Raw genomic sequence first — 20,632 nt, 5'->3', positions numbered from 1 at the left:
GGATTGCGGGAAAGGAAAATCCGCGATGACTTTCAAAGGCACCACCTACAAACGTTGCACCTGCACGAAGCCCGGTACCAAGAAACAACTCGGCTCCCGATGCCCGAAACTCAAGCGCGCCAACGGCATGTGGAGTTCCAACCACGGGACCTGGTCGTTTCAAGCCGAGCTTCCCAAGACTCACGATGGGAGCCGCCGCACCCGCAGGCGGCACGGCTTCGCCTCGCAGGCCGACGCCCAAGAACCACTGGGAAAGATCGCCGATCTGGTCGAACTCGGTGAAGGACGCGGCGAGACCGTACTCGCCACGATCGGCGACCTCATCGACAACCGGTTGCGCACCGGTGAACCATTCCCCGAACCGGGCGCGGTCGCCAAGCAGCTCGATGCGGGTAACGCCAGCCTCGGCGCCATGCCTACCGTCGGCGAATGGCTGACCAGCTGGATCACCACGCGCAAGAAGATCCGGGAAGGAACCCGGATCGCCTACCGGTCCCACCTCACCAACTGGCTGGTCCCACACCTGGGCCACTACCGGCTCGACGCGCTCACCGTCGACCACATCTCGCGGATGTTCGACGCGATGGCCGAACGCAACGACACCATCACCGCAGCCAAGGACAGCGACGACCCCGAGATCCGCAAGACCGTGTATGGTCTGCGGATCATGGGGGCGGCCACCATGCAGCGCTACCGTGCCACCTTGCGCGCTGCGCTCAACGCCGCCATCCGCGCCCAGAAGATCACCTTCAACCCCGCCTCCTATGTCGAGCTGCCCTCCGGGCGCCGTCCAAAGGCTCTGTTGTGGACACCGAACCGGGTCGAGCGGTGGCAGCGCACCGGACAGAAGCCCTCGCGGGTCATGGTGTGGACACCCGAGCAGATCGGAAAGTTCCTCGACCAGGCCGAGGGACATCCCTACTACGCGTTGTTCCACCTCATCGCCTACCGGGGTTTGCGGCGCGGGGAAGCCTGCGGGCTGCCGTGGTGGAACATCGAGCTGCCCAACCGGTCGATCACCATTTCCACTGTGATCGTGCAACTCGGATGGAAGGCCGAGTTCGGCGAACCCAAGAGCGAAGCCTCCGGCCGCATCATCGCTCTCGACGAAGCCACCACCCTGGTGCTGCGGCGGCAGAAGAAACACCAGAACGAACTGCGCGCTGCAGCCGGGGCTGCGTGGGTCGAGCACGAGCTGGTGTGCACCGAACGCGACGGCACCCCGCTGCACCCGGCCAAGCTCACCGACGCCTTCCACGCCATCGCCGACGCCGCCGAACTCCCGCCGGTGCGCCTGCACGACCTGCGCCACGGCGCCGCCACCCTCATGCTCGCCGCCGGAGCCGACCTGAAAGTCGTGCAGGAACTGCTCGGGCACTCCACCATCGCGATCACCGCCGACACCTACACCCACGTCCTGCCCGAACTGGCCCGCGAGACAGCCGAAGCCGCCGCGTCCATCGTCCCGCGCAACCAGCGGCGCAACCGGCCCAACGCTGCCTGACCCCTCCACGGGACACCCCGAAACGAGAAAAACCGGGGCACGTCCATCCACAATGGATTGACGCGCCCCGGTTTTCTCTGTGTGGTGCTGTGAACCGCGTCGCCGCGCCATTCCGCGAATACCAGTGGCGGTTGGCCTATCGGGCAAAGAGCGTCGCGCGGTGGGTCCAGGCCAGGTGCAGAGCTGCGGCCGCACCCGGTGAAAGGTGCCCCTGTCCCCGAAGGTCGCGCAGCGTGTTCTCCTCGAATGGAAGAGCGCGGGCCGACACGGTGCCCTCGGAGTTCGAGCTGACGGCACTGGCGAACAGGGTGTCGTAGAGATCCGGCTCGATGACCGCGACGGTCAGGATGTCTCCGCAGAGGGTCAGCGCGTCGAGCGTGACGCCGAGGCACCAGACCTGGATGTCGCCGCGACGGTAGGCGTCATCAAGCGTGGCGAAGGGTTCGAGGTCGCTGTAGGCGATGGGATGTCCGCTGCCGTCGTACTCGTCGTGCCCGAGCAGTTCCTCGGCGAGTTCCCGCTCGATGTTGCGCCATAAGGAGAAGTCTTCGGCGACAGCGGCGGGCAGGACGCTGGAGGGCTGGAAGATCCCGGCGGGCATGAGGTGGGTCATGCCTCCGCCGCCGGCGACTCGTCCGCCGTCTCGCTGGTGCAGCACCATGCTGGGGGATTCGCCGCCGCGGATCGTGAGGGTGCCGACGGCGCCCATGAGCGGGCGGCGGGAGAGGTCGAACGGGTCCGCGATCAGCTTGCGGAAGGCCAGGTTCCGCCAGGACGGTTTGGTGGTGATCACCTCGCCGTGTCGGTCTCGGGCCAGGTGGTGCAGGGCGGTTTCGTGGGCGAGGGCCTCGTTGGTGTCCATCGAGTCGAAGAAGCCCATGTGCCCGAAGGTCATCCGGATCGTGCGGGCGGACCAGTCCAGCCCGGTCAGCCGGAAGCACAACCTGTTCTCGAACAAGCGCGGCGCGGCCAGTTCGCGGATCGCATCGTGGTAACGGCGGAACCGCTGCGCAGGGGTGGCCAGGGGGCGTACGGCGGCGGTCTCGGGTTCACCACCGGTAAGGCGGGGGAGAGCGGCGGCGGAGTCCAGCGTCAGCGTGACTGCGCCCAGCGGTACGGGTGCGGCCGGGATCCAGTCCGGCCGGGTGATGACGCCGGTGTGTGCCAGGCCGGGGACGCGGTAGTCGGGGTAAAGGCCCTCGGCGACGAGCGCGAGCGATCGGCGGGTGCTGCCGAGCGCGGTGCGGACCGCTCGCCACCGCTGTCGGTCCTCGGACACGTCCGGGTTCTCGTCCGGCGGTGCGGGCGCGACGGCAATGGCGGCGGGCGGCCGACTGGCCTGGAACCGGGGCCGATGGAAGCCGAGTTCGGTGATGGAGACGCCGAAGTACTCGGCGAGCAGTCGCTGATACAGCCGCTTCGGGAATTCCGTCTCCCCGGATTCCCACCGGTAGACCGATTTCTTGGTCAGCGTCAGGTGCCGGTTGTGCTTCGTGGTCGCCAGCCGGTTGAGTTCCTCGGCCAGCTCCTGCTGCGACAGGGCCTGCTCGACCCGCAGGGCGATCAGGGCATCGTTCGGCAAACGGAACGGGTCGGAGGAGCCAGCCATACGCACACAGTAAGCGCGCCGGGACGCAGGGCGGATGCCGAAGTCCGTCACCTGCCCCCACAACGTCCACGATTCGGGTACCGCCCGCCCGCCATCCGGGGTCGAACGGCGGCAAACGCGCTGGTGGAATTGGGTGAGCGCGTTGATCGGCGCGTTCACTGCGGCGGGCCGACCCAGCTTGCCGCAGGTTCCAGCACACGAAGGAGTCGAGATGGACCTGGACGCGATGTTCACTGGAGACCTGGTGCTCGGTGTGCCCTCGTCGGAGAGCCTCTACGCACCGAAGATGCCCGGCGACGCCGACGGCAACGACAAGGGCGACCACTGCGCCAGCTGACCGGACGGCCACACCTGACGCGGCTCGGGCGGCTCGCCGTCGCCTGAGCCGCACGGTGGAAAGGATCTGACCCGACAATGCTCTCGTTCCGGCTGGCGCTGGCCGACCTGACCCGACCAGAGTGGCACTGGGACACCGATCGATGGCGCAGCGGCGAGAGCTGGGTCCAGCCAATCTCCCACCCGGCGCTGCGCCACGAGATCGACCACGACGCACGAGCGACCACGATCCTGGTGCGTGACCTCGTCAGCCCGGTCACCCTGGCGGGTCCGGCGCTTCACGCAGGGGGTTGCGACACCATTGCCGACACCGCCCGTGGCGACGCGCTGTTAATGCACCTGCAGCCGGGACGGATCACCCTCACCGCCGGAATCGGCGGTACCTCGCCGTTGTATCTGGCCGCAGACGGCGAGGTACTGCACGGGACGTGGGACCTGCCCGTGCTGCGCCGTCTCACCCGGCCGTCCCAGCTTCGAGATCGTGCCGTGGCACGCGCCTTGACCAGGCGGCACCGCTACAGCAGCGACACCCTGTTCACCGAAGTGACCATGCTGACCGAACGCGCGATCGCGACGTTCACCACGGCGGGAGTCCAGTTCGCCTACCCGCCCCCGGCCGAACACGTCACGCACGCACGGGAGCTGCGCCCCGGCGCCGACCCTCGCGACGGGCTCGCCTACCTGCTCACCGAGGCACTGCAGCCGTGGTGCACCAGTGGTGCCGGGATAGGGCTGGAACTGTCCGGCGGCTTGGACTCCGCCACGGTCGCGGTCGCCGCGCACCAGTTGGGCGCACCCGCGCTGCGGACCTTCGGGCTCGTTGTCGAGGGAGCCCTCGGCGCCGAGCAGCACCGCCGTCGCGTCGAGATCACCGACCGCGTCGGCGCGACCGACGACGTTCTGCGCGCGCACGAGCATGCCCCGTTCTGCGTCGGCGGCGTCCGTACCAGCGGCACCGCGCACGATCCCCGCGGCGAGTTCTACCGCGAAGCGTTCGAAGCCCTCGCCGACCGCGCCGCCCACCGCGGCGTCACGATCATGCTGACCGGCAACGGCGGCGACGAGATCATGGCGCCCCGCATCGACGAACTCCCCCCGCCTCCACCCCAGAGCCTGGCCGAAGTGTCCTGGCTGGGCCCCCGGACCCTAGACGCCGTCGCCGCGATCGACGAGAACCTGGCACCGTCGGCCGTGTTGCCGACACCGACCTTGATGGGGTTCGCGATCCACCACCCCGCCTACCTGCGCGGGGGAATCTGGCCGGTCACGCCGTTCACCCACCCGCGCCTGGTGCGCTTCGCCGAACAGCTCCCACTTGAGGTCCGCCGCGGCAAGAAGCTCTACCGTGACTTCCTGACCCGCGCCGGCCTCTCGCCGTTCGTCACCCACCCCAAGCGCACAGAACACTTCCGGGACCTCATGCAGCACGGCCTGCGCCGCCACGGGCTGCTCGTCGCCGAACGACTGCTCGCCGACGGCATGCTGCTCGCCGACCACGGCTTCATCGACCCCGACGCGCTCCAGCGCATCGTGCGCGACGCGCACCAGAGCGCTACCGTGCCGTCCGTGCTGTGCGACACCCTCGTCCTCGAAGTCGGCCTCCGGTCCCTTGCGGCCCCGGACACTGCCCCGGTCGCATGAGTCTGGCCGAGCACAACATTGCCTACCGGCGCCCCGACCTCTACGACGCCCTGACCCGCGACAGCACGGCAGCCGCAACCTGCCGGTGCCTCATCAACGAGTACGGGACCGGGCCCGCGGGGAGCGTTCTCGACCTCGGCTGCGGCACCGGCCGCGACCTGGCTGGGCTCGCTGACAGCCACGACCGCGTCGGCGTGGACCTCCAGCCCGCGCTCATCAGTCATGCATGCCACCAGCATCCGAGCTTGGACCTGCGTGTCGGCGACCTGCGCACGATCCGGCTGGACCGCACCTTCGACACGATCCTCTGCCTCGGGAACTCCCTCGCCTATCTGCACCGCAACGACGAAATTCGGGCTGCATTTGCCACGTTTGCCGCCCACGCCCACCCCGGCACCCTGCTGATCATCGTCACCCAGATCGCGCCCGCTCTCGCCGCCACGCCAACCCGCGGCCGCATTCAGGCGGCGGGCATCCAGGCCGAGGTCACCACCGAGCACAGCTGGGACGCTCGCACCCAAATCGCCACCGTGCGCCGCACTTGGCAGCTCGACGACGGGCCCACCGAACACGACCTCATTCAGCGTCGAGTCCTGTTCCCGCGCGAGCTGGAACTCCACGCCACTCTCACGGGGTTCCGTCCTGCAGCACTGTTCACCGATCCGCAGGATCGCACTGGCCCGCTCTCCGGCTCCGCCGCTCACTTTGTTGGCAGGTACGACCTCGCCGCGTCGTAGGCCACGGACTTCGGCCCTTCAGGCAGAAGGACCCGTGGTGTCGGCGGGACCGGGCCGGATCGAGCCCGGGCCACGGCCGTCAGCGGTCGTTGGCCGAACGGTACTTTTAGGCGGACGCGGTGCTTGCTGGTGAGCAGGTCGCGGTACCGGAACAGGAAGCTCCCAGAGCGGCAAGCCGAGCACGAATCTCCATTGCCTTTGCATCGTGGAGGACTTCGAGGTTCTGCAGGCTCCTGCGGTATGCCGTCTGCGCCTGGTCAACTTGCCCGAGCGCGCAGAGGACTTCAGCTCGCGAGATCAGCGTTTCGGCCGCGCTCCAGCGCTGCCAGCTCCTGCTGCGGACAGCCAGGGCTTGGTCGAAGTGCTTCAATGCTGCTCGATGCTGGCCGTGCCGACCGAGCAACGAGCCGATCCGTTGATGGGCAACGCCCAGGACGGCCCTTGACGTGAACATTTGCGCACGGTTCAGAACGTCAAACGCGTATTCCATCGCCTTGTCCGGGTCGCCCAGCAGGTCGCACGCTTCGGCAAGGGCAGCGCGGTTTACGGCGAGGCCGACCTTGACTTCCGAAGTCGTGAACATGCCGTCAGCGAGTTCGTGCAGCCGCCGTGCCTCAGCCACCCTGCCGCAGCTGGCATATGCGAGGCCCAGGCCGTATGCGGTCCAGGCCTGTGACCGCTCGTCGTTGAGGTCGCCGTGGCGCTGGAGTGCCTCTTCGAGGTGCGCGATGCCGTTGTCAGCTCGGCCTAGTTCGTGTTCCACCCAGCCGAGGACCTCCAGGCTTCTCGCGACTCCGGCGTCGCTTCCGGCCGCGCGCGCGGCGGAGAGCCCGTCGTGCGCGGCGACCAACCAGGTGTTCCAGCTGCGCGTGAGCACGAAGTACGGCAGGAAGGCCGTTGGCAGGAGCCATAGGACGTCTTTCGCTCCGTGCGTCCGCGCGCTCCGCGCCACCTGGAGTGCAATAGCCACCTCGCGCTCGCACCAGGCCATCGCTTCCTCGAAGCCGTCCTCTTCGAAGGGCATCGGCTCGACGCCCGCCAAATTGTCAAGAACAATTCCGTTGTCCGCCCAACCAGGAATCAAGGTGTTGTTCGCGTTCCAAGCTGTCGCGGCATACCAGCGCAGAGTCCGGTCGTGGGCGCGCTCGATCTCGTTCAGTCGTTCTTCGACTAGCGCGCGCTGGTGCGCGTAGGCGCGGAGCAAGTGGCTGATTCGGTATCGCCCGTTGGCGAGGGTCTCGATGAGGTGTGCGTGCGCGAGCAGTCGCAGAGCGTCGCGGGCGCGATCGAGGTCTAGCCCGGTGAGCACGGCGACAGACTCCGCACCGACGACATCGGCAGGGCTGATCCCGAGATAGCGGAAGACCCTCCTTGTCATGGGAGGCAGTGCCAGGTATGAGACGTCAACGACGCCGTGGATGTTCACGTCGTTCGAGGTGAAGAGATCGAGGCGGGTCTTGTCGGATTCGAGCTGGTCGGCCAGTTCGTCCAGCGTGGTCTCCCGGTGGCGCTGGAGGTGCTCGGCGGCGATGTGAACCGTCATCGGCAAGCGGCCGCACCGCTCGACGATGACCTCCGCAGCAGCCGCGCTGGCCCGCACACGAGCATCTCCCACTCGGTGTCGGAGCAGCTCGAGCGCTTGTTCTGAGGAAAGCGGCGGAAGCTCGATCGCCATTCCACCCGTTCGCGCGAGCAACCCGGGCTGTTGCTCCCGGCTCGTTACCACCACAACGCTGCCGGGGCTGGGCAGCAGCCATTCGGCTTGCTGGTAGTCGGCGACGTTGTCCAGGATCACGATCGCCGGTCGCTCGGCAAGCAGTGATCGGTAGCGTGCGATCCGGGCGGGCACGTTGGACGCGCCGAGTTCGGCGGCGCTCACGCCGAGCGCTACGAGGAATCCGTCCAAGATCTCTTCCGGGGCAGCCGGCATGCCAGGCGCGAGCCCTCGCAAGTCGGCGAAGAGACAGCCGCCGGGGAAACGAGCTTGGACACCGGATGCCCAGTGAACGGCGAGCGCGGTCTTGCCGGTCCAAAATCCGCCTTCGATGACGATAGTCACGTTCGATCCGGGACGCCCTTGGGCGACCAGCGCATGGTCCATCGCCTGCAGCTGCTCCTCACGGCCGACGAAGTCCGGCGCAGCAGGCGGGAGCTGGACGGGACGAGTCTTCACGCGGGAATCCCCTCGCTGTTCCGCGGCGATCTTGTTCAGCTCGCCATCAGCCGCGAGCGCCGTATCAAGGTCATGCACGACGCCCGGCAGCAGGGTGCGGTGACCATGCAAGAGCTTCGACAGGTAGCTCGCGCTATAGCCCGCTTTCGCCGCCACCTCGCCAAGCGTCAATCCCCGTTCTCTCCGCCTGCGGTGCACAGCCGCCGCAAAGCTGTCGATGGTCCGCATCGCGCCTCCCCGCGCGTCGAGACGCGCCGGTTGACGCGTCAGCGTGGGCGGGGACCGGGGTCGCGACCGGACGAGCAGCAGTCACTCGATCGGACGGTTTCCGCCCTGCTCGACGTCCAGTAAATTGGAATGATCAACGTCCACAGTAAGAGAAGTCGAACTCAGAGTCAAATACTGACGACGCAGAGCGATCGGAAGTCCAGAAAGTTGGAATACTGGGTCCGGAGGGGGTGACGGTGTCCGAGCCTGGAAGTCCGCAGCCTCAGCCGCCTGAATCGTTCGGCAGACTTCTTGAGCGGCTGATTCTCCTCAAGAAGCACGACGATGGCCGCCCGTACACGGTGCCTGAGGTCGCCGAGGAAATCGGCATTTCGAAGAGCCAGCTGTACAACCTGATCAAGGGGGCCAACGAACCGAAGCTGCGCCTCGCCCAAGAGGTCGCGGCTTACTTCAGAGTCGATCTGGAGTACTTCGGCACGGGTGAGCGGGCTCGCGAGATCCAGGGCCAGTACGCCCTTCTCGAGCGACTGTCTCAGCAAGGAGTCCGTGACATCGCATATCGGGCGAGCGCGCTATCCCCGGAAGTTTTGGCAAGTGTCCTGGACTTTATCGACTTCCAGGCAAGCCGGGCGGACAACAGCACGTCTGGGTGACTGGTCGGCGATCAGGTCGTCAGCGGCCTCTGATCTGCGAGGATGGGCCAGAGGTGATCAACACGGGCTGGGAGGACCGTCGTGAGGAGCCTGATTCAACGTATGCGCCGCAGCCGGCGAATCGTCGGCCTGCGTCGTCGGCTGCGGTCCGAACTGCGCGCTGCTGGCGTAGAAGGACCGAGGCCAATGGCCGAAATCTGTGCCCGATTCGGCGAGCGCCGCGGCAAACCGATCCGGTTGTTGGCTGCTCCGATGGACGTGCCTGGCCCGTTCGGCCTGTGGATCAAGATGGCCGCCGCCGACGTCATCCTGTATCAGGCCACCGGCACCACGCGATTCCATCAGGAACACATCATCGCCCACGAACTCGGTCACCTCCTGGCCGATCACCCCTCGGACGAGGGCGACGACGATATGTGGCGTCTGCTGCTGCCCGACATTCCTCCTGAGGCCATCCGGACAGCTTTGCGGCGGCGCACGTCCTACGCCGACGAGCATGAGCGGGAGGCTGAAGCGCTCGCGACAGTGCTCTTGGAGGCGACCACCAAAGCGCAGGAGATCATCCTGCCGGGGCGGTCTCCGCGAGCCCGCCGGGCCCAGACCTCTCTCGGCGATCCGGTGGACGTCCTATGAACCTCACGAACTTTCTGCTGCTCGTGTTGGCATGGTTCGTTTACCGATTGGCCCGATCGCCGCGGGATCCTGCGTTGTGGGCTGTGGTGGTGGCCATCGCTTGCCAGTTGCTCGGCGCGTCCACCTTCGTCGCTTTCGTTCGGACAGTATTCGGTGAGTTGCCGCCGTCAAGCACTGTGAAGTTGCTGACCAACGTTGCGCTGAACATTTCGCGTTATGCGCTTCTGCTCTTCTTCTTGCTCTCGGCGGGCGGTTCGTGGCGCCGGGTCCGCATCGAGACCGGGATCCTTCTCGGCGTCTGCTTGGCAATGACCGCCGCGATCCTCGCGCTCCCGCCCGGAGCGCGCGACAGCGCATACCCGCTGACAGGGCATCTGCCGAACGACATGAGCGCTCCCGGTGTGGCGCCTTTCTACATCATCGGCGGCGGCTACATGCTCTATGCCGCCGCGCAGGCGGCGCGATGGGCTCTGCGATACGCCGCCGAGTCCAGTCGCCGCGCCCGCTTCGGGCTTCACGTCCTGACCGTCGCGCTCGTCGCCACAGCCATCACGACCGGCCTTCGCACGGCCGTCACGATCATCCGCTGGGCCGGCCAGCCGGGGTACGGTGCTTCGGTCATGCAGGTGACCACCCGCTTGGTCCCGATCTGCACCTTCGTATTCCTTGTCGGCGTGCTTTCGGTCGGTCTCGCGGCTCGGTTCGCCGCGCTGAGGACGTGGCTTCGCCGTCGACGCGCTTACGCCGAGCTTTGGCCGTTGTGGCGGGCGCTGCACGCGGTGTTCCCGGCCGATACCCTTGACCACGCCCCGTCCCGATCCTGGCTGGACACGCTGATCCCCTTCCGCGTCGGCCACCGCTATTGGCGGCGCGTGATCGAGATTCGGGACGGTCTCCTTCAGCTCAGCCCGCAGCTCGTCGACGCAGGTTTCGATGCCGGTCGGCCAGCCGAACAGCAGCTCGGACCGTTCCGCCAGGCACTTCAGCGTCAGGCGAGCGGCCGGACGCCGACCAGCCGGACAGGCGTCCTTGTCGCGGCTCCCGAAGACTCGGGCATCAACTCCGATGTCCGGCAGCTCATCCGCCTCTCGCGGGCTCTCGCCCGGGAAGGAGTCTCGTGACCGCAGCGTCGAAGGCCGAGGTCCGTGACCGGAACCGGCAGGTGCTCGAGCGCATCCGCTCGCAGGAGCCGCAGCCGCATCGCGAGGGCCGCTACGCACTGCGCGTGATGACGGTCGCGGGTCGCACCAGCGGCGAGCCTCGCGCCGTCCCGATTGCACTCATGCAGCTCGACGGCGTCCAGTACGTCTGTTCGCCCGATCGCCGCCGCGACTGGGTCCGCAACCTTCTGGCGGCCGGTCAGTGCACGGTCGAGCCCGACGAACACGGGCTTCGCGACGCTCTTCTCGTGGAAGACGCCGACGGCGCCGCGGCGGTCGCCGGCTACTTGGGCCTGCTTCCGCGAGTCTCCGATGAATGGCCGTTCACCGGTGATGCGCCGACGGAACAGGTGCTGCCCTTCATGCGGCACGTCGCCGTGTTCCGGCTGCGCGTTCCAGCCTGACTGAAAGGTCCCTGTCTGTGCTCCAGCAGCTTCTCGCCGCGGACCAGGTTCTCCCCGGCCCTGCCGGCCAACGCATCGCCGACGGCGCCGTGCTTTGCCAAGACGGGACGATCCTTGCCGTCGGGCAGCGCACGCCCGTCGAACGCCTCGCTTCACCCACCGCCGAACGACATGACTTTCCCGGCGGGACCATCCTGCCCGGCTTGATCAACTGCCACGTCCACCTCGTATTCGATGCCGGCGACGATCCGGCTCGAGCAGCCGCCGACGCGACCCACGCCGCGATGGCGCAGCGGGCCGAACGGCTCCTGCGTTCCGGCGTCACGACGGCCCGCGACCTCGGTGACCGCGACGGCCTCGCCATCCAGTTCCGGGACCGGCACGCGCAGGGGCTGCGAATTGTCGCGTCCGGTCCGCCGATCACCGTTCCGGACGGGCACTGCTGGTTCCTCGGCGGCACCGCCAGCGGCGAAGCCGAGCTGCGGGCGCGAGTGCGCAAGAACGCCGAACTGGGCGCGGACGTCATCAAGGTGATGGCGTCCGGAGGCCAGATCACCCCGAACTCGCCGTCGATGTGGGACAACCAATTCACCGCCGCGGAGTTGGCCGCCATCGTTGACGAAGCGGAGAAGGCCGGACTGTCGGTCGCGGCGCACGCGCACGGCACGGACGCGATCGCAGCAGCCGCCGACGCCGGCGTGTCGACCATCGAGCATTGCACCTGGCTCCGCAACGGCGGAGGCGGTTACGACTTGCGCGACGACGTCGCTGCGAAGATCGCCGAACGCGGAATCTTCGCCTGCGTCGCCTGGCCCTCGGACTGGCGCGGCTTCATCGAGCGCCTCGGGCCCGCCCGCGCCGAATCGGTGGTCAGCCGGTTCGGGTGGATGGCCGAGCACGGTATCCGGATGATTCCGGGCACCGACGCCGGCGTGCGGAACTCAGAGTTCGACGACTACGCCGGCGCCCTTCAGCTGTACGAGCACCTGGGCTTCGACCGCGCGACCATCGTCGAGATGGCCACAACGAGGAGCGCGGCAGCGCTGGGCCTTAGCGGCACGACCGGGAAGCTGGCCCCAGGCCTGTCGGCGGATCTGTTGGTGACAACCGGCGATCCGCTCGCAGACTTGGCCAACCTGGGGGAGCTCCAGCTAGTGGTGGCCAGGGGCCAGGCGGCATCGACAGTGGCTTAGCAGTGAATTCACGCATGAACCTCACCGCGGATTTCTTGGAATGCTGATCAAGGAGTTCAACTTCGACAAGCGACCGGCGTGGCTTGACGCGATTCGCGCCGGACGGGAAAACGGGCGACCCCTCCAAGCGTGCGCAGCTGTTCGTGACGCGTCTGAGGCTGCCGCCGATGCGCTGCGCCAGCTGAATTGTCGAGTCGAGGCACCACCAGGCGGCCCGCCCGGGCCGGACCCCGTCATGCTGCGCGCTCGGTGAGGTTCGGTACAGCTGCCGTCGGTCGTCATTGCCCTGGTCTGTCACGCTACCTACAATCGAACACATGAGCGACTGGCTGCTGGACGGCGACACTGCGGAATGGTTATGGCGGATCGCGTTGCGCGACGACATCCTCATCCCGATGCTCGGCACGACCAACCCGCAACCGGACTGGGCGGCCACCGAAGCCGAACGCGACTGGTACCTCCAGCGCACTCACCGTCCTGTGGAGGACTACGTCGCCGAACTTGTGCCTGGTCCGCGCGACAGGGCCATGGCCGACGAACGCGAACGACGCAAACGCCTCTGGGATGACCGGCAGGAAGAGTTGCGGGTCAAGCGCGCCGAACAAGCGCAGCCATGACGGCCGGGCTCGTGCCGTCGACGTCGTGCTGCTGCTCGGGGCCACTGTCCTCGTCTAGTCCACCGGGGATGCGGTATGACGTCGTATCGGGTCCAGCGCTGATCTCGTTCATGAGATCCCTAGGAGCGTGGCCACCGCTGGGAGGCAAAATGAGGCGAGCTGAGGCGGATATGCACGACTTTGCGACCCAACGGGGACTATTCCTGGGCGGTGGACTGCGGACAACCCGGCCAATGTGGGTCTCCGATTGGGCTCCGTTGCTCACAGAGCACCCGATACGCCGCGACACTGTCCGACACCAACGCCCGCGAAAAATGCCGTCTGACCTGCACAGACCAGCCCCGGGCGGCATTATGTGACACTCGTTGACACTGTAAACCCAGGGATTAAAAGTCCGCAGCTCTACCAATTGAGCTAACGGCCCGCGCGCTTAGTCTAGCGGGCAGCCCCCAGCCCTTCGCCGGGGCCTGGCGTCATCCGTGTCGATCGGACTCGGGTCACGAACCTCGCCAGGTCCGCCGCATACGTCTCCGGCTGGTCCATTGCGATGAAGTGGTGTCCAGCCGGATTGTCGACAGGCCAGTGTACGAACTCCGACTCCCGCTCGGCCAGCCGACGGATGCCCGGCACCCGGCTGTACGCCCCGGTCGGCGCGTCCTTCTGTTCCCGCGGCCAGGCGAACCCGGCACTTACTCGCTCAGGTTCGTCAGGAACGCGTCCAGCCCACTCCCACCAGCGTTGAACTCCTGGAACTTCTGCGCCATCCACGCCAATGCGGCCACGGCGGAGTCGTTCCGTAAGCGAACGTTTGCGGCGCGGTGCGCAGCAGGGCGTGGTGGTCGACGCCGTTCATCCAGTCCTGCGACATCGTCTCGGTGAACGCCGCGCGCTCCGAAGAGTCCAGGTCGGCTTCAGTAGGAATTCCCAGGCCAGCGGTGGTGTAGACGCCCAGAACCGGCCCGACCCGTGCGACTTCGGGGGGCGACGTATGCGCATCAATTCGGCCCATGCGCGGGCCACCCGGACGACGTCCCAGCCTGGGCCGGGGGCGGAGAAGAAGCTGAAGCCGGGCAAGGGAAGGCGCGACGACGTGGAAGGCCGGCAGGTGCTCGATCAGGTCCGCGAACTCGACGAAGGAGTTCGGCCAGCCGTGCGTCAGCAACACAGGCGTGGCGGACGCCACGTGCAGGAAGTGCAGGTCGACGCCGTTGATCTCGGTGTGGAACTGGGGGAATTCGTTCCACCTGGTCTCGTGGGGCACCGCGGTCCCAGCCGTCGCCGGGCAACGGGGACGGCCAGCGGGTCTGGGTGAGCCGGGCGTGCAGGTCGGCGAGGGCGGCGTCGGAGATATCGATGCGGAACGGGCGAATGTTCAGGTCAGATATGGTCCTAGATCATGAGTGCGGCGCGGTTGTTGCGGTCGCCGAGGCAGTGGCCGGGCAGTGAGCTGGCGGAGCGGCTGGGCGTCGAAGGCCGCACGGTTCGTCGCGACATCGAGCGGGGAGCTGGGGTATCCGGTCGAGGCGGCGATGGGTGCGGAAGGCGGATATCGCCTGGTCGCGGGCAGTGCGATGCTGCTGGATGACGAGGAAGCGGTCGGGTTGCGGATGGCGTCTGGGCACGCGGTGACCGGGATCGACGAGGCGTCGGTGCGGGCGCTCACGAAGCTGGAGCGGGTCTTGCCGTCCCGGTTGCGGCGGTCGGGTGAGAGTGGTGAGCAGTGCGACGGGCCGCGGGTGGACCCGGAAGCGCTCACGGTTCTGGCCACGGCGATCGCCGACCGCGAGCGGCTGCGGTTCGGCTATCTCGCCAACGACGGCAAAGCGACGAAAAGGCTCGTCGAGCCGCATCATCTGGTGTCGTCCGGCCGTCGCTGGTATCTGCTGGCGTTCGAGAGCGACCGCGACGACTGGCGGGTCTTCCGCGTCGATCGCATCGAGAAACCGCAGGCCATCGGGACCCGGTTCACCGCGAGAGACCTGCCTGCCGAGGATCCGGCGGAGTATGTGACCAAGAAGCTGCACACCTCCCGCCCGACGCATCGCGCGGTGGTCACCGTGCACGCGCCGGCGGACGAGGTGGCGCGGATTTGGGGCGCGGCAAGCGAAGTGGCCGCGGTGGACGACCGCACCTGCCGCGTCGTCAGCCCGGCCTACACCCTGGAGTGGCTGGCGTTCCGGCTGACCAGCCTCGGCCGCGAGTTCGAGGTGCACGCACCGCCGGAGCTGGCGGAGCACCTGCGCGAACTCGGCGGCCGGGCGTTGCGTGCGGTCAGTCCTGCGTGATCACGCTGAAGTGCGCGGACGTGGTCAGGTCGTTGCCCGGCCAGTAAACGCCGATCGGCGTGCGCGACGCGTCGGACGGCAGGTGCATTTCCAGTGCCTTGACCGAGTTCGGGCCAGGCTCGGTGGTGGTCGGAATGATGACGTACGAGCTGGCGGTGTGCGTCGCGTCGATGAGCACGTCCGGCGCGCCTTCGCTGGAGTCCGAAGTGGTCGGTACGCCCAGCGGAGCGTTGGCGTTGTCGTAGAAGACGGTGTTGTACGGAGCGCCGCTGAGCGTGCAGTGCGTGTTCGGAGTGGCCGCGGAGTAGTGCAGGACGTCGGCGTGGTGGCCGGACGCGTGGTCGCTGGCCGGGGTCGCGGTGACCGTGACGTCGGCATCCGTGCAGAACGGCGTTTCTGCTGGTGACGCGTTCGCGGAGGTCGCGGTGAGGGCGGCGGTCCCACCTGCCACGGCGAAGACGGCAGCGGCGGCGAGGGTGCGGCGAAGAGTGGTCACGGTGGCCTCCTGGTGATTGTTTGTCCTAACTTTCTTCTACCCAGGCAGACGCTCACCGTGCGCCGAAGGTGCGCCCGAGGTGTCCTTTCGCACTCTCGGGCAACCTCGGCCTGTCTCAGACGTCAAACAGCCAGCTCCGCCAACGATTCCCGCAGCTTCCCGGTCACTTCCACCGGCCGCCGCGACTCGCGGTCGACGAACACGTGCACGAAATGCCCTTCCGCCACCAACGTTTCCGATGCTGTGTACATCCCGATCTCGTACCGCACGCTCGATCGCCCGAGGTGTGCCACCCGCAGGCCGATCCGCAGCGTGTCCGGGAAAGAAACCGAGGCGTGGTAAGCACAACGCGATTCCACGCACAGCCCGATCACCGGCCCGGAATCGATGTCGAGGCCGCCGCGTTCGATCAGCCAGGTGTTGATGACGGTGTCCATCAGCGAGTAGTGCACCACGTTGTTCACATGGCCGTAGACATCATTGTCCTTCCAGCGCAAGGGAACCGTCTGCCAGTGCGGGTAGTTCACCACAGCCGCACCGAGTCACGCAGAATCCCCGCCAGGTCCTTTTCGGACGGTGTGTGCGGCGCGGTGGCCAGCAACCGTTGCTGCTTAAGCGTTCCCTCGACGAGAGAGTCCACATCGGACTCGGTATAGCCGACCGCGCCGATTCCGGCGGGCAGGCCGATCTCGCGCATCAGCATGGTCAGCACGGCGGGCAGGTGGTCGGCGAAGTCGCCGGGCCATTCGAAATCCGGGGCCAGCAGCCGGGCGACGCGCTGGTGTCGTTCCGGGTTCGCGGCGAAGGTGAACCGGAACGCGGCGGGCGCGGTGAGCGAGACGGCCATGCCGTGCGGCACCATCGCTTCGTCGCCGGGATAGCCCTCGGGGTGGAAATCCCGGACCTGCCCGGCGATCGGGTACGCGTTGGCGTGCGGGATGTGCACGCCGGCGTTGCCGAAGCCGAGCCCGGCGAACGTCGCGGCCAGCGCCATCGCCTCGCGCGCGGCCAGGTCCTCGCCGTCGCGGACCGCGGCGGGCAGTGCCCACGACAGCAGTTGCAGCGACTTCTCCGCGAACATGTCCGCGAGCGGGTTCGATCCGCAGTAGGGCACCCGTTCCTCGGGCCGTTTCCGGCCGAACTCGGTGTAGGGCTTGGCGGTGTAGCTTTCCGCGGCGTGGCACAGGATGTCCATCCCGCTCGCCGCGGTGACCCCGGCGGGCTGGCTGACCGTGAGCCGCGGGTCCACGACCGCGAGCGTCGGACGCAGCCGCAGGTGGCTGATCCCGCTCTTCACCCGTAGCGACAGCACGTCCAGCACGCACACCGTGGTGCTCTCCGAGCCAGTCCCGGTGGTCGTCGGCACCGCGACCAGCGGCTTCAGCGGGTTCGCCGGCGCGCGGCCGCCGCCGACCGGCGCGTTGACGTAGTCCATCAGCTCGCCGTCGTTGCTGGTCAGCAGGTTGGCGGCCTTCGCGGTGTCGATGCTGGAACCGCCGCCGACCGCCACGAACGCGTCGTACGGGCCGGTGCCGCGGGCGAAGTCCACCGCCTTTTGCATGCTGACGTCGGTGGGCTCGACGTGCACGCCGTCGAAGGTTTCGGCCGCGATCCCGTAGCCGCGGATGCCCTCGGCGATCCGCTCCGGCCAGCCGGTCGCGGCGACGACCGGGTCGGTCACCACGAGGACGCGACGGGCGTCGAACTGGGCAAGATCGTATCCGATCTCGTCGCTCGACCCGGCTCCGTATTTGAGCGCCGGGGCCCCATAAGTGAAAACAGTCTCATGTTCGGCGGATGTCACGACGGCGTCCTCCCAACTGGTGGGCAGCGCGATCCGGCAATCGGCACAATCCCGCGGCGAGTTGTTCAAGATCACTTGACGCCGGTTCACGGTGCCGCCCTAAGCTCTCCTCATTAGATACCAAGTGGGAACCACCGTCGCGCAAACGGCCGTACGCGTCTTGAACGAGGCCCGGGTTCGCCGGGTGTACGCGGTCGTCGGCGAGTCGTTCCTGGAATTGCTCGACGCGCTGCGCCGCGAGCGCGACGTCACGCTCGTTTCGGCCCGCCACGATTCGGGAGCCGCCTTCATGGCCGAGGCCGAGGGCAAGCTCACCGAACGCCCCGCCGTGCTGCTCGCGAGCCGCGGTCCGAGCGCTGCCGCGCTGGTCATGGGCGTGCAGACGGCCTACCAGGACGAGACGCCGATGGTGGTGCTGCTCGAAACCCCCGCGCTCGACCCGGTGCTCACCGGCGAGGTCCCGGCGTCCGATTCGACCGGGATGTTCGAATCGATCGCCAAATGGTGCGTCCGCGCGGACGATCCCGACGACGTGCCGCATCTGCTCGCCGAAGGTCTCGCGCGGTGCCGCGAAGGACGGCCGGGTCCGGTCGTGATCGGCGTGCCGAGCGACGCGTGGGGCGTCCCGTACGACTCGGCCAAGCCGGTGGCGAAGGTTCGCCCGCCGGTCACCGGAACGCTGGGCCGTTCGGCGGAAGCGGTGGCCGGGCTGGTGGACGAAGCGCGCTATCCGGTGGTCATCGTCGGCGGGCGCGCACGGTCGGCGCGGGACGAGCTGATCGCGGTAGCCGACGAGCTGGCGCTGCCGGTGTACAACGCTTTCCGCCGCCAGGACGCGTTTCCGGAGAACCACGCGCGCTACGCCGGACATCTCGGCCTCGGCATCCCGGCCCGCCAGCTGGACGCGCTCGAACGAGCCGACCTCGTGCTCGCGCTCGGCACTCAACTCGACGAAGTCACGACTCAGGGGTTCCGCTATCCGACTCCGCAGCAGACGCTTGTCCTTGTCGGCACTGGCATCGACGAGCAGCGCCGTCGCGGCCTGACGTTCCGTGTGGACACTGAGGTCGAGCCGTTCCTGAAGGAGTTGCGCGCGATCGCTTCGCCGCGTACGCGCAGAGCGTCGGCTGCGAACGCCGCCGTGCACACCTTCATGACGCCGCCGAACACAAGCAACAACACGCGCGTACATCCGGTTGACGTCGTGCGCGCGCTGCGAAAACTCGCGCCGGAGGACACCATCGTCACGAGTGATGCTGGTAACTTCGCGCAGTTCATGCACCGCTACTGGTGTTTCACGGCTCCGCGCAGCCAGCTCGGTCCGAGCAACGCTGCGATGGGGTACGCGGTGCCTGCTGCCGTAGCGGCCAAGCTTGCTGAACCGCGGCGCGCTGTGGTCGCGATGGTCGGCGACGCGGGCACGCTCATGACAGGGCAAGAGATCGAGACCGCTGTACGCTACCGCGCGCCAGTGATGGTGGTCGTGTTCCAGAACGGCTTGCACGGTCCGCTCGCGATGCATCAGGCGCGTACGCACGGACGGTTGTCCGGAGTGACCATCCCGCTGACTGACTTCGCGTCGTGGGCACGCGGGCTCGGCGCGGCTGGGTACACGGTGGACGATCGCGAGCGGCTTGAACCGATCATCGCGAGCGCGCTCGTCCGGCAGCGGCCGTGCGTGATCGACGTCCGGACAGACCCGGACGTCGTGACCCCCGACGTGCGGTTGAGCACGCTTCTTGGAGCCCAGCGTCCTTCCGGGACCTGAAATCTTCCTGAGAACACAGGGAACCGCCGGGAATGTTCGGTAGCTGACGGGGGTTGGCTCAGGTAACCTGACGGTGTTCCCGGGGGTTCGGCATCCGGACCCGGTTCGCCCGGCGAGGTTCGGCCGGCGTCCGGTTGGGGAAATTCCCGGGTGGACACGTTCCCCGGCTCGGTTCGCGGCCATTCTGCGCGCTTCAGGGGTGGGGACAACCGGTTGTGGCCGGATTTTGTCGGTGCCGGATGGCACCATCGCGGTCATCGCCCCGCTTGCCGCGGGGAAGGAACGAGGGGAGTTCGTCATGGCCGACGAAAAGGACGGGAAATCCCGTACCGCCGCGGCGACGGCTCGCGGCCGGGCCCGGTCCGCGCGGGTCGGCGCGCTGGTGTCGGTAGTGCGCGAGGAGCCGGAACAGGGCCAAGCGGTCGAGGTGCCTGCCCAGACCCGGTCCGGAGTGGTTCCGGTGCTGTTCAGCGCCAGTGCGGAGGCTCACGACGTGGCCGTGGCCGCGCCTGATCAGGGCGCTGACTGGCGGTCGCCGTTCGGTGCGCCGCTTCGCCACGCCAGCGGGGAGTGACCCGGCTGCGCGAACTGGGGCGAGTCGGCTTGTCCGAGCCCGCTCCGCTGTGCTTTACTTTCGATGGTCTCGATTTTTGTGTTCGTGGTAAAGCACGCTCGCAGAACTCAGCGGGCGTGGGTCTCCTCTCCGGGGAACACCTCTCGCCCGTGTCTGGGCCCAGGACGTCGGTCGGCTTCCTGTTTTGGTGTTATGTATGGAGATTGTTTAGATGACTGAGGGCACCGTGAAGTGGTTCAACTCCGAGAAGGGGTTCGGCTTCATCACTCCCGACAACGGCGGCGGCGACGTCTTCGTGCACTACAGCGAGATCCAGGGCAACGGTTTCCGTACCCTCGAGGAGAACGCTCGCGTGCAGTTCGAGATCGGCCAGGGCCAGAAGGGCCCGCAGGCCACGTCGGTCAGCCTGATCTGACCTGCGTTTAATCGCTAAGTCGCCACCACTCCCGGTTGCGGGGGTGGTGGCTTCTTTCGTCTCTGCCGTCTCATCATGCGGATTGTCTTGCCGGACAAGGCTTTTTATGCCGGACCGGCCACTGTGGATCACCCGATCGTGGTCCGTCCGGAGGCTCGTAGGCTCGCGGACATGAGCGAAAACACCTACCTTGTCACCGGCATGTCCTGCGGCCACTGCGCACAGTCGGTCACCGAGGAACTGGCCGAGGTGCCTGGGGTCGAGAACGTGACCGTCGACGTCGAAACCGGCCAGGTGACGGTCCGCAGCGCCGAAGCCCTCGACGAGACCGCCATCCGCGCCGCGGTCGAAGAAGCCGGGTACACCTATGAAGGGCTTGCTTCTCTCGTTTGAACGACGGGT

19 protein-coding genes and 2 pseudogenes are annotated in these 20,632 nt (G+C 67.5%); 15 read left to right on the top strand and 6 right to left on the bottom strand.

Features of this window, described 5'->3' with window-relative positions; genetic code table 11:
* Nucleotides 1–25: 25 nt before the first annotated feature.
* Nucleotides 26–1,504: a tyrosine-type recombinase/integrase gene (locus BM362_RS02000; protein ID WP_093572003.1), complete on the top strand. Its 1,479-nt coding sequence runs from the start codon at nucleotides 26–28 to the stop codon at nucleotides 1,502–1,504.
* A gap of 136 nt (nucleotides 1,505–1,640) precedes the next feature.
* Here BM362_RS02000 and BM362_RS01995 read toward each other — a convergent pair whose 3' ends face one another.
* The gene (locus tag BM362_RS01995) at nucleotides 1,641–3,113 is read right to left on the bottom strand and encodes a helix-turn-helix domain-containing protein (protein ID WP_093572002.1); all 1,473 of its coding nucleotides are present in this window, start codon (nucleotides 3,111–3,113) and stop codon (nucleotides 1,641–1,643) included.
* 211 nt (nucleotides 3,114–3,324) lie between these two features.
* Here BM362_RS01995 and BM362_RS49830 point away from each other — a divergent pair, with 211 nt between their 5' ends.
* The 3 genes from BM362_RS49830 to BM362_RS01980 all read left to right on the top strand — a co-directional run bounded on the left by BM362_RS49830 (nucleotide 3,325) and on the right by BM362_RS01980 (nucleotide 5,827).
* Entirely contained in the window at nucleotides 3,325–3,450 is a 126-nt protein-coding gene (locus tag BM362_RS49830; protein ID WP_267903761.1) for a hypothetical protein, read from the top strand.
* 77 nt (nucleotides 3,451–3,527) lie between these two features.
* Nucleotides 3,528–5,090, top strand: a complete 1,563-nt coding sequence (locus BM362_RS01985; protein ID WP_093572000.1) for an asparagine synthase-related protein — start codon at nucleotides 3,528–3,530, stop codon at nucleotides 5,088–5,090.
* Nucleotides 5,087–5,827, top strand: a complete 741-nt coding sequence (locus BM362_RS01980; RefSeq protein WP_093571999.1) for a class I SAM-dependent methyltransferase — start codon at nucleotides 5,087–5,089, stop codon at nucleotides 5,825–5,827. Before BM362_RS01985 ends, BM362_RS01980 begins: the two co-directional genes overlap by 4 nt.
* A 106-nt stretch (nucleotides 5,828–5,933) precedes the next feature.
* On the opposite strand, the gene BM362_RS01975 is transcribed toward BM362_RS01980, so the two are convergent.
* Entirely contained in the window at nucleotides 5,934–8,228 is a 2,295-nt protein-coding gene (locus tag BM362_RS01975) for a helix-turn-helix domain-containing protein (protein WP_093571998.1), read from the bottom strand.
* Nucleotides 8,229–8,464: 236 nt separating this feature from the next.
* On the opposite strand from BM362_RS01975, the gene BM362_RS01970 reads away from it, so the two are divergent.
* The 6 genes from BM362_RS01970 (at nucleotide 8,465) to BM362_RS01945 (ending at nucleotide 12,888) form a co-directional block, all read left to right on the top strand.
* Nucleotides 8,465–8,881, top strand: coding sequence for a helix-turn-helix domain-containing protein (locus BM362_RS01970; protein ID WP_167545180.1), 417 nt, complete (start codon nucleotides 8,465–8,467; stop codon nucleotides 8,879–8,881).
* A 186-nt stretch (nucleotides 8,882–9,067) separates the two neighbouring features.
* Nucleotides 9,068–9,514 carry a zinc metalloprotease gene (locus tag BM362_RS01965; protein ID WP_093571996.1) on the top strand — a complete coding sequence of 149 codons (447 nt, stop codon included), beginning with the start codon at nucleotides 9,068–9,070 and terminating at the stop codon, nucleotides 9,512–9,514.
* Nucleotides 9,511–10,635 carry an MAB_1171c family putative transporter gene (locus BM362_RS01960; RefSeq protein WP_093571995.1) on the top strand — a complete coding sequence of 375 codons (1,125 nt, stop codon included), beginning with the start codon at nucleotides 9,511–9,513 and terminating at the stop codon, nucleotides 10,633–10,635. The genes BM362_RS01965 and BM362_RS01960 overlap by 4 nt, the downstream gene beginning before the upstream one ends.
* A complete protein-coding gene (locus BM362_RS01955; RefSeq protein ID WP_093571994.1) occupies nucleotides 10,632–11,078 on the top strand; it encodes a hypothetical protein in 447 nt (148 codons plus the stop codon). Before BM362_RS01960 ends, BM362_RS01955 begins: the two co-directional genes overlap by 4 nt.
* 17 nt (nucleotides 11,079–11,095) lie before the next feature.
* A complete protein-coding gene (locus tag BM362_RS01950) occupies nucleotides 11,096–12,271 on the top strand; it encodes an amidohydrolase family protein (RefSeq protein ID WP_093571993.1) in 1,176 nt (391 codons plus the stop codon).
* Between the two features lie 317 nt (nucleotides 12,272–12,588).
* On the top strand, nucleotides 12,589–12,888 hold the full coding sequence (locus tag BM362_RS01945) for a hypothetical protein (protein WP_093571992.1): 300 nt from the start codon (nucleotides 12,589–12,591) through the stop codon (nucleotides 12,886–12,888).
* Between the two features lie 706 nt (nucleotides 12,889–13,594).
* Here the strand turns inward: BM362_RS01945 and BM362_RS01940 are convergent.
* Nucleotides 13,595–14,213: pseudogene (locus tag BM362_RS01940) on the bottom strand (epoxide hydrolase N-terminal domain-containing protein).
* Nucleotides 14,214–14,284: 71 nt separating this feature from the next.
* Here BM362_RS01940 and BM362_RS01935 point away from each other — a divergent pair.
* A pseudogene (locus BM362_RS01935) lies at nucleotides 14,285–15,173 on the top strand (helix-turn-helix transcriptional regulator).
* Here the strand turns inward: BM362_RS01935 and BM362_RS01930 are convergent.
* The 3 genes from BM362_RS01930 to BM362_RS01920 all read right to left on the bottom strand — a co-directional run bounded on the left by BM362_RS01930 (nucleotide 15,160) and on the right by BM362_RS01920 (nucleotide 17,473).
* Entirely contained in the window at nucleotides 15,160–15,669 is a 510-nt protein-coding gene (locus BM362_RS01930) for a hypothetical protein (RefSeq protein WP_093571991.1), read from the bottom strand. The pseudogene BM362_RS01935 and the gene BM362_RS01930 overlap by 14 nt on opposite strands.
* A gap of 122 nt (nucleotides 15,670–15,791) precedes the next feature.
* A complete protein-coding gene (locus BM362_RS01925; protein ID WP_093571990.1) occupies nucleotides 15,792–16,199 on the bottom strand; it encodes an acyl-CoA thioesterase in 408 nt (135 codons plus the stop codon).
* Nucleotides 16,193–17,473 carry a hydroxyacid-oxoacid transhydrogenase gene (locus BM362_RS01920; RefSeq protein WP_093572698.1) on the bottom strand — a complete coding sequence of 427 codons (1,281 nt, stop codon included), beginning with the start codon at nucleotides 17,471–17,473 and terminating at the stop codon, nucleotides 16,193–16,195. The genes BM362_RS01925 and BM362_RS01920 overlap by 7 nt, the downstream gene beginning before the upstream one ends.
* Nucleotides 17,474–17,597: 124 nt before the next feature.
* Between BM362_RS01920 and BM362_RS01915 the strand changes: the two genes are divergently transcribed.
* The 4 genes from BM362_RS01915 to BM362_RS01900 all read left to right on the top strand — a co-directional run bounded on the left by BM362_RS01915 (nucleotide 17,598) and on the right by BM362_RS01900 (nucleotide 20,623).
* On the top strand, nucleotides 17,598–19,241 hold the full coding sequence (locus tag BM362_RS01915) for a thiamine pyrophosphate-binding protein (RefSeq protein WP_067584041.1): 1,644 nt from the start codon (nucleotides 17,598–17,600) through the stop codon (nucleotides 19,239–19,241).
* 232 nt (nucleotides 19,242–19,473) lie between these two features.
* A complete protein-coding gene (locus BM362_RS01910) occupies nucleotides 19,474–19,815 on the top strand; it encodes a hypothetical protein (RefSeq protein WP_093571989.1) in 342 nt (113 codons plus the stop codon).
* 211 nt (nucleotides 19,816–20,026) lie between these two features.
* Nucleotides 20,027–20,230, top strand: a complete 204-nt coding sequence (locus tag BM362_RS01905; RefSeq protein WP_009071749.1) for a cold-shock protein — start codon at nucleotides 20,027–20,029, stop codon at nucleotides 20,228–20,230.
* Between the two features lie 171 nt (nucleotides 20,231–20,401).
* A complete protein-coding gene (locus tag BM362_RS01900; protein WP_093571988.1) occupies nucleotides 20,402–20,623 on the top strand; it encodes a heavy-metal-associated domain-containing protein in 222 nt (73 codons plus the stop codon).
* The last annotated feature ends 9 nt before the right edge of the window (nucleotides 20,624–20,632 follow it).

Source organism: Amycolatopsis rubida, assembly GCF_900115345.1.
GTDB classification, from domain to species: domain Bacteria; phylum Actinomycetota; class Actinomycetes; order Mycobacteriales; family Pseudonocardiaceae; genus Amycolatopsis; species Amycolatopsis rubida.
The sequence above is the reverse complement of the archived record's forward strand: the minus strand, read 5'-3'. Positions and strand labels throughout refer to the sequence as shown.

What these genes read in the sequence shown, in the direction of transcription:
- BM362_RS01995 (WP_093572002.1), bottom strand. Translation starts at nt 3,113, where the DNA reads ATGGCTGGCTCCTCCGACCCGTTCCGTTTGCCGAACGATGCCCTGATC.
- BM362_RS02000 (WP_093572003.1), top strand. Translation starts at nt 26, where the DNA reads ATGACTTTCAAAGGCACCACCTACAAACGTTGCACCTGCACGAAGCCC.
- BM362_RS01980 (WP_093571999.1), top strand. Translation starts at nt 5,087, where the DNA reads ATGAGTCTGGCCGAGCACAACATTGCCTACCGGCGCCCCGACCTCTAC.
- BM362_RS01900 (WP_093571988.1), top strand. Translation starts at nt 20,402, where the DNA reads ATGAGCGAAAACACCTACCTTGTCACCGGCATGTCCTGCGGCCACTGC.
- BM362_RS01985 (WP_093572000.1), top strand. Translation starts at nt 3,528, where the DNA reads ATGCTCTCGTTCCGGCTGGCGCTGGCCGACCTGACCCGACCAGAGTGG.
- BM362_RS01945 (WP_093571992.1), top strand. Translation starts at nt 12,589, where the DNA reads ATGAGCGACTGGCTGCTGGACGGCGACACTGCGGAATGGTTATGGCGG.
- BM362_RS49830 (WP_267903761.1), top strand. Translation starts at nt 3,325, where the DNA reads ATGGACCTGGACGCGATGTTCACTGGAGACCTGGTGCTCGGTGTGCCC.
- BM362_RS01975 (WP_093571998.1), bottom strand. Translation starts at nt 8,228, where the DNA reads ATGCGGACCATCGACAGCTTTGCGGCGGCTGTGCACCGCAGGCGGAGA.
- BM362_RS01965 (WP_093571996.1), top strand. Translation starts at nt 9,068, where the DNA reads ATGGCCGAAATCTGTGCCCGATTCGGCGAGCGCCGCGGCAAACCGATC.
- BM362_RS01905 (WP_009071749.1), top strand. Translation starts at nt 20,027, where the DNA reads ATGACTGAGGGCACCGTGAAGTGGTTCAACTCCGAGAAGGGGTTCGGC.
- BM362_RS01960 (WP_093571995.1), top strand. Translation starts at nt 9,511, where the DNA reads ATGAACCTCACGAACTTTCTGCTGCTCGTGTTGGCATGGTTCGTTTAC.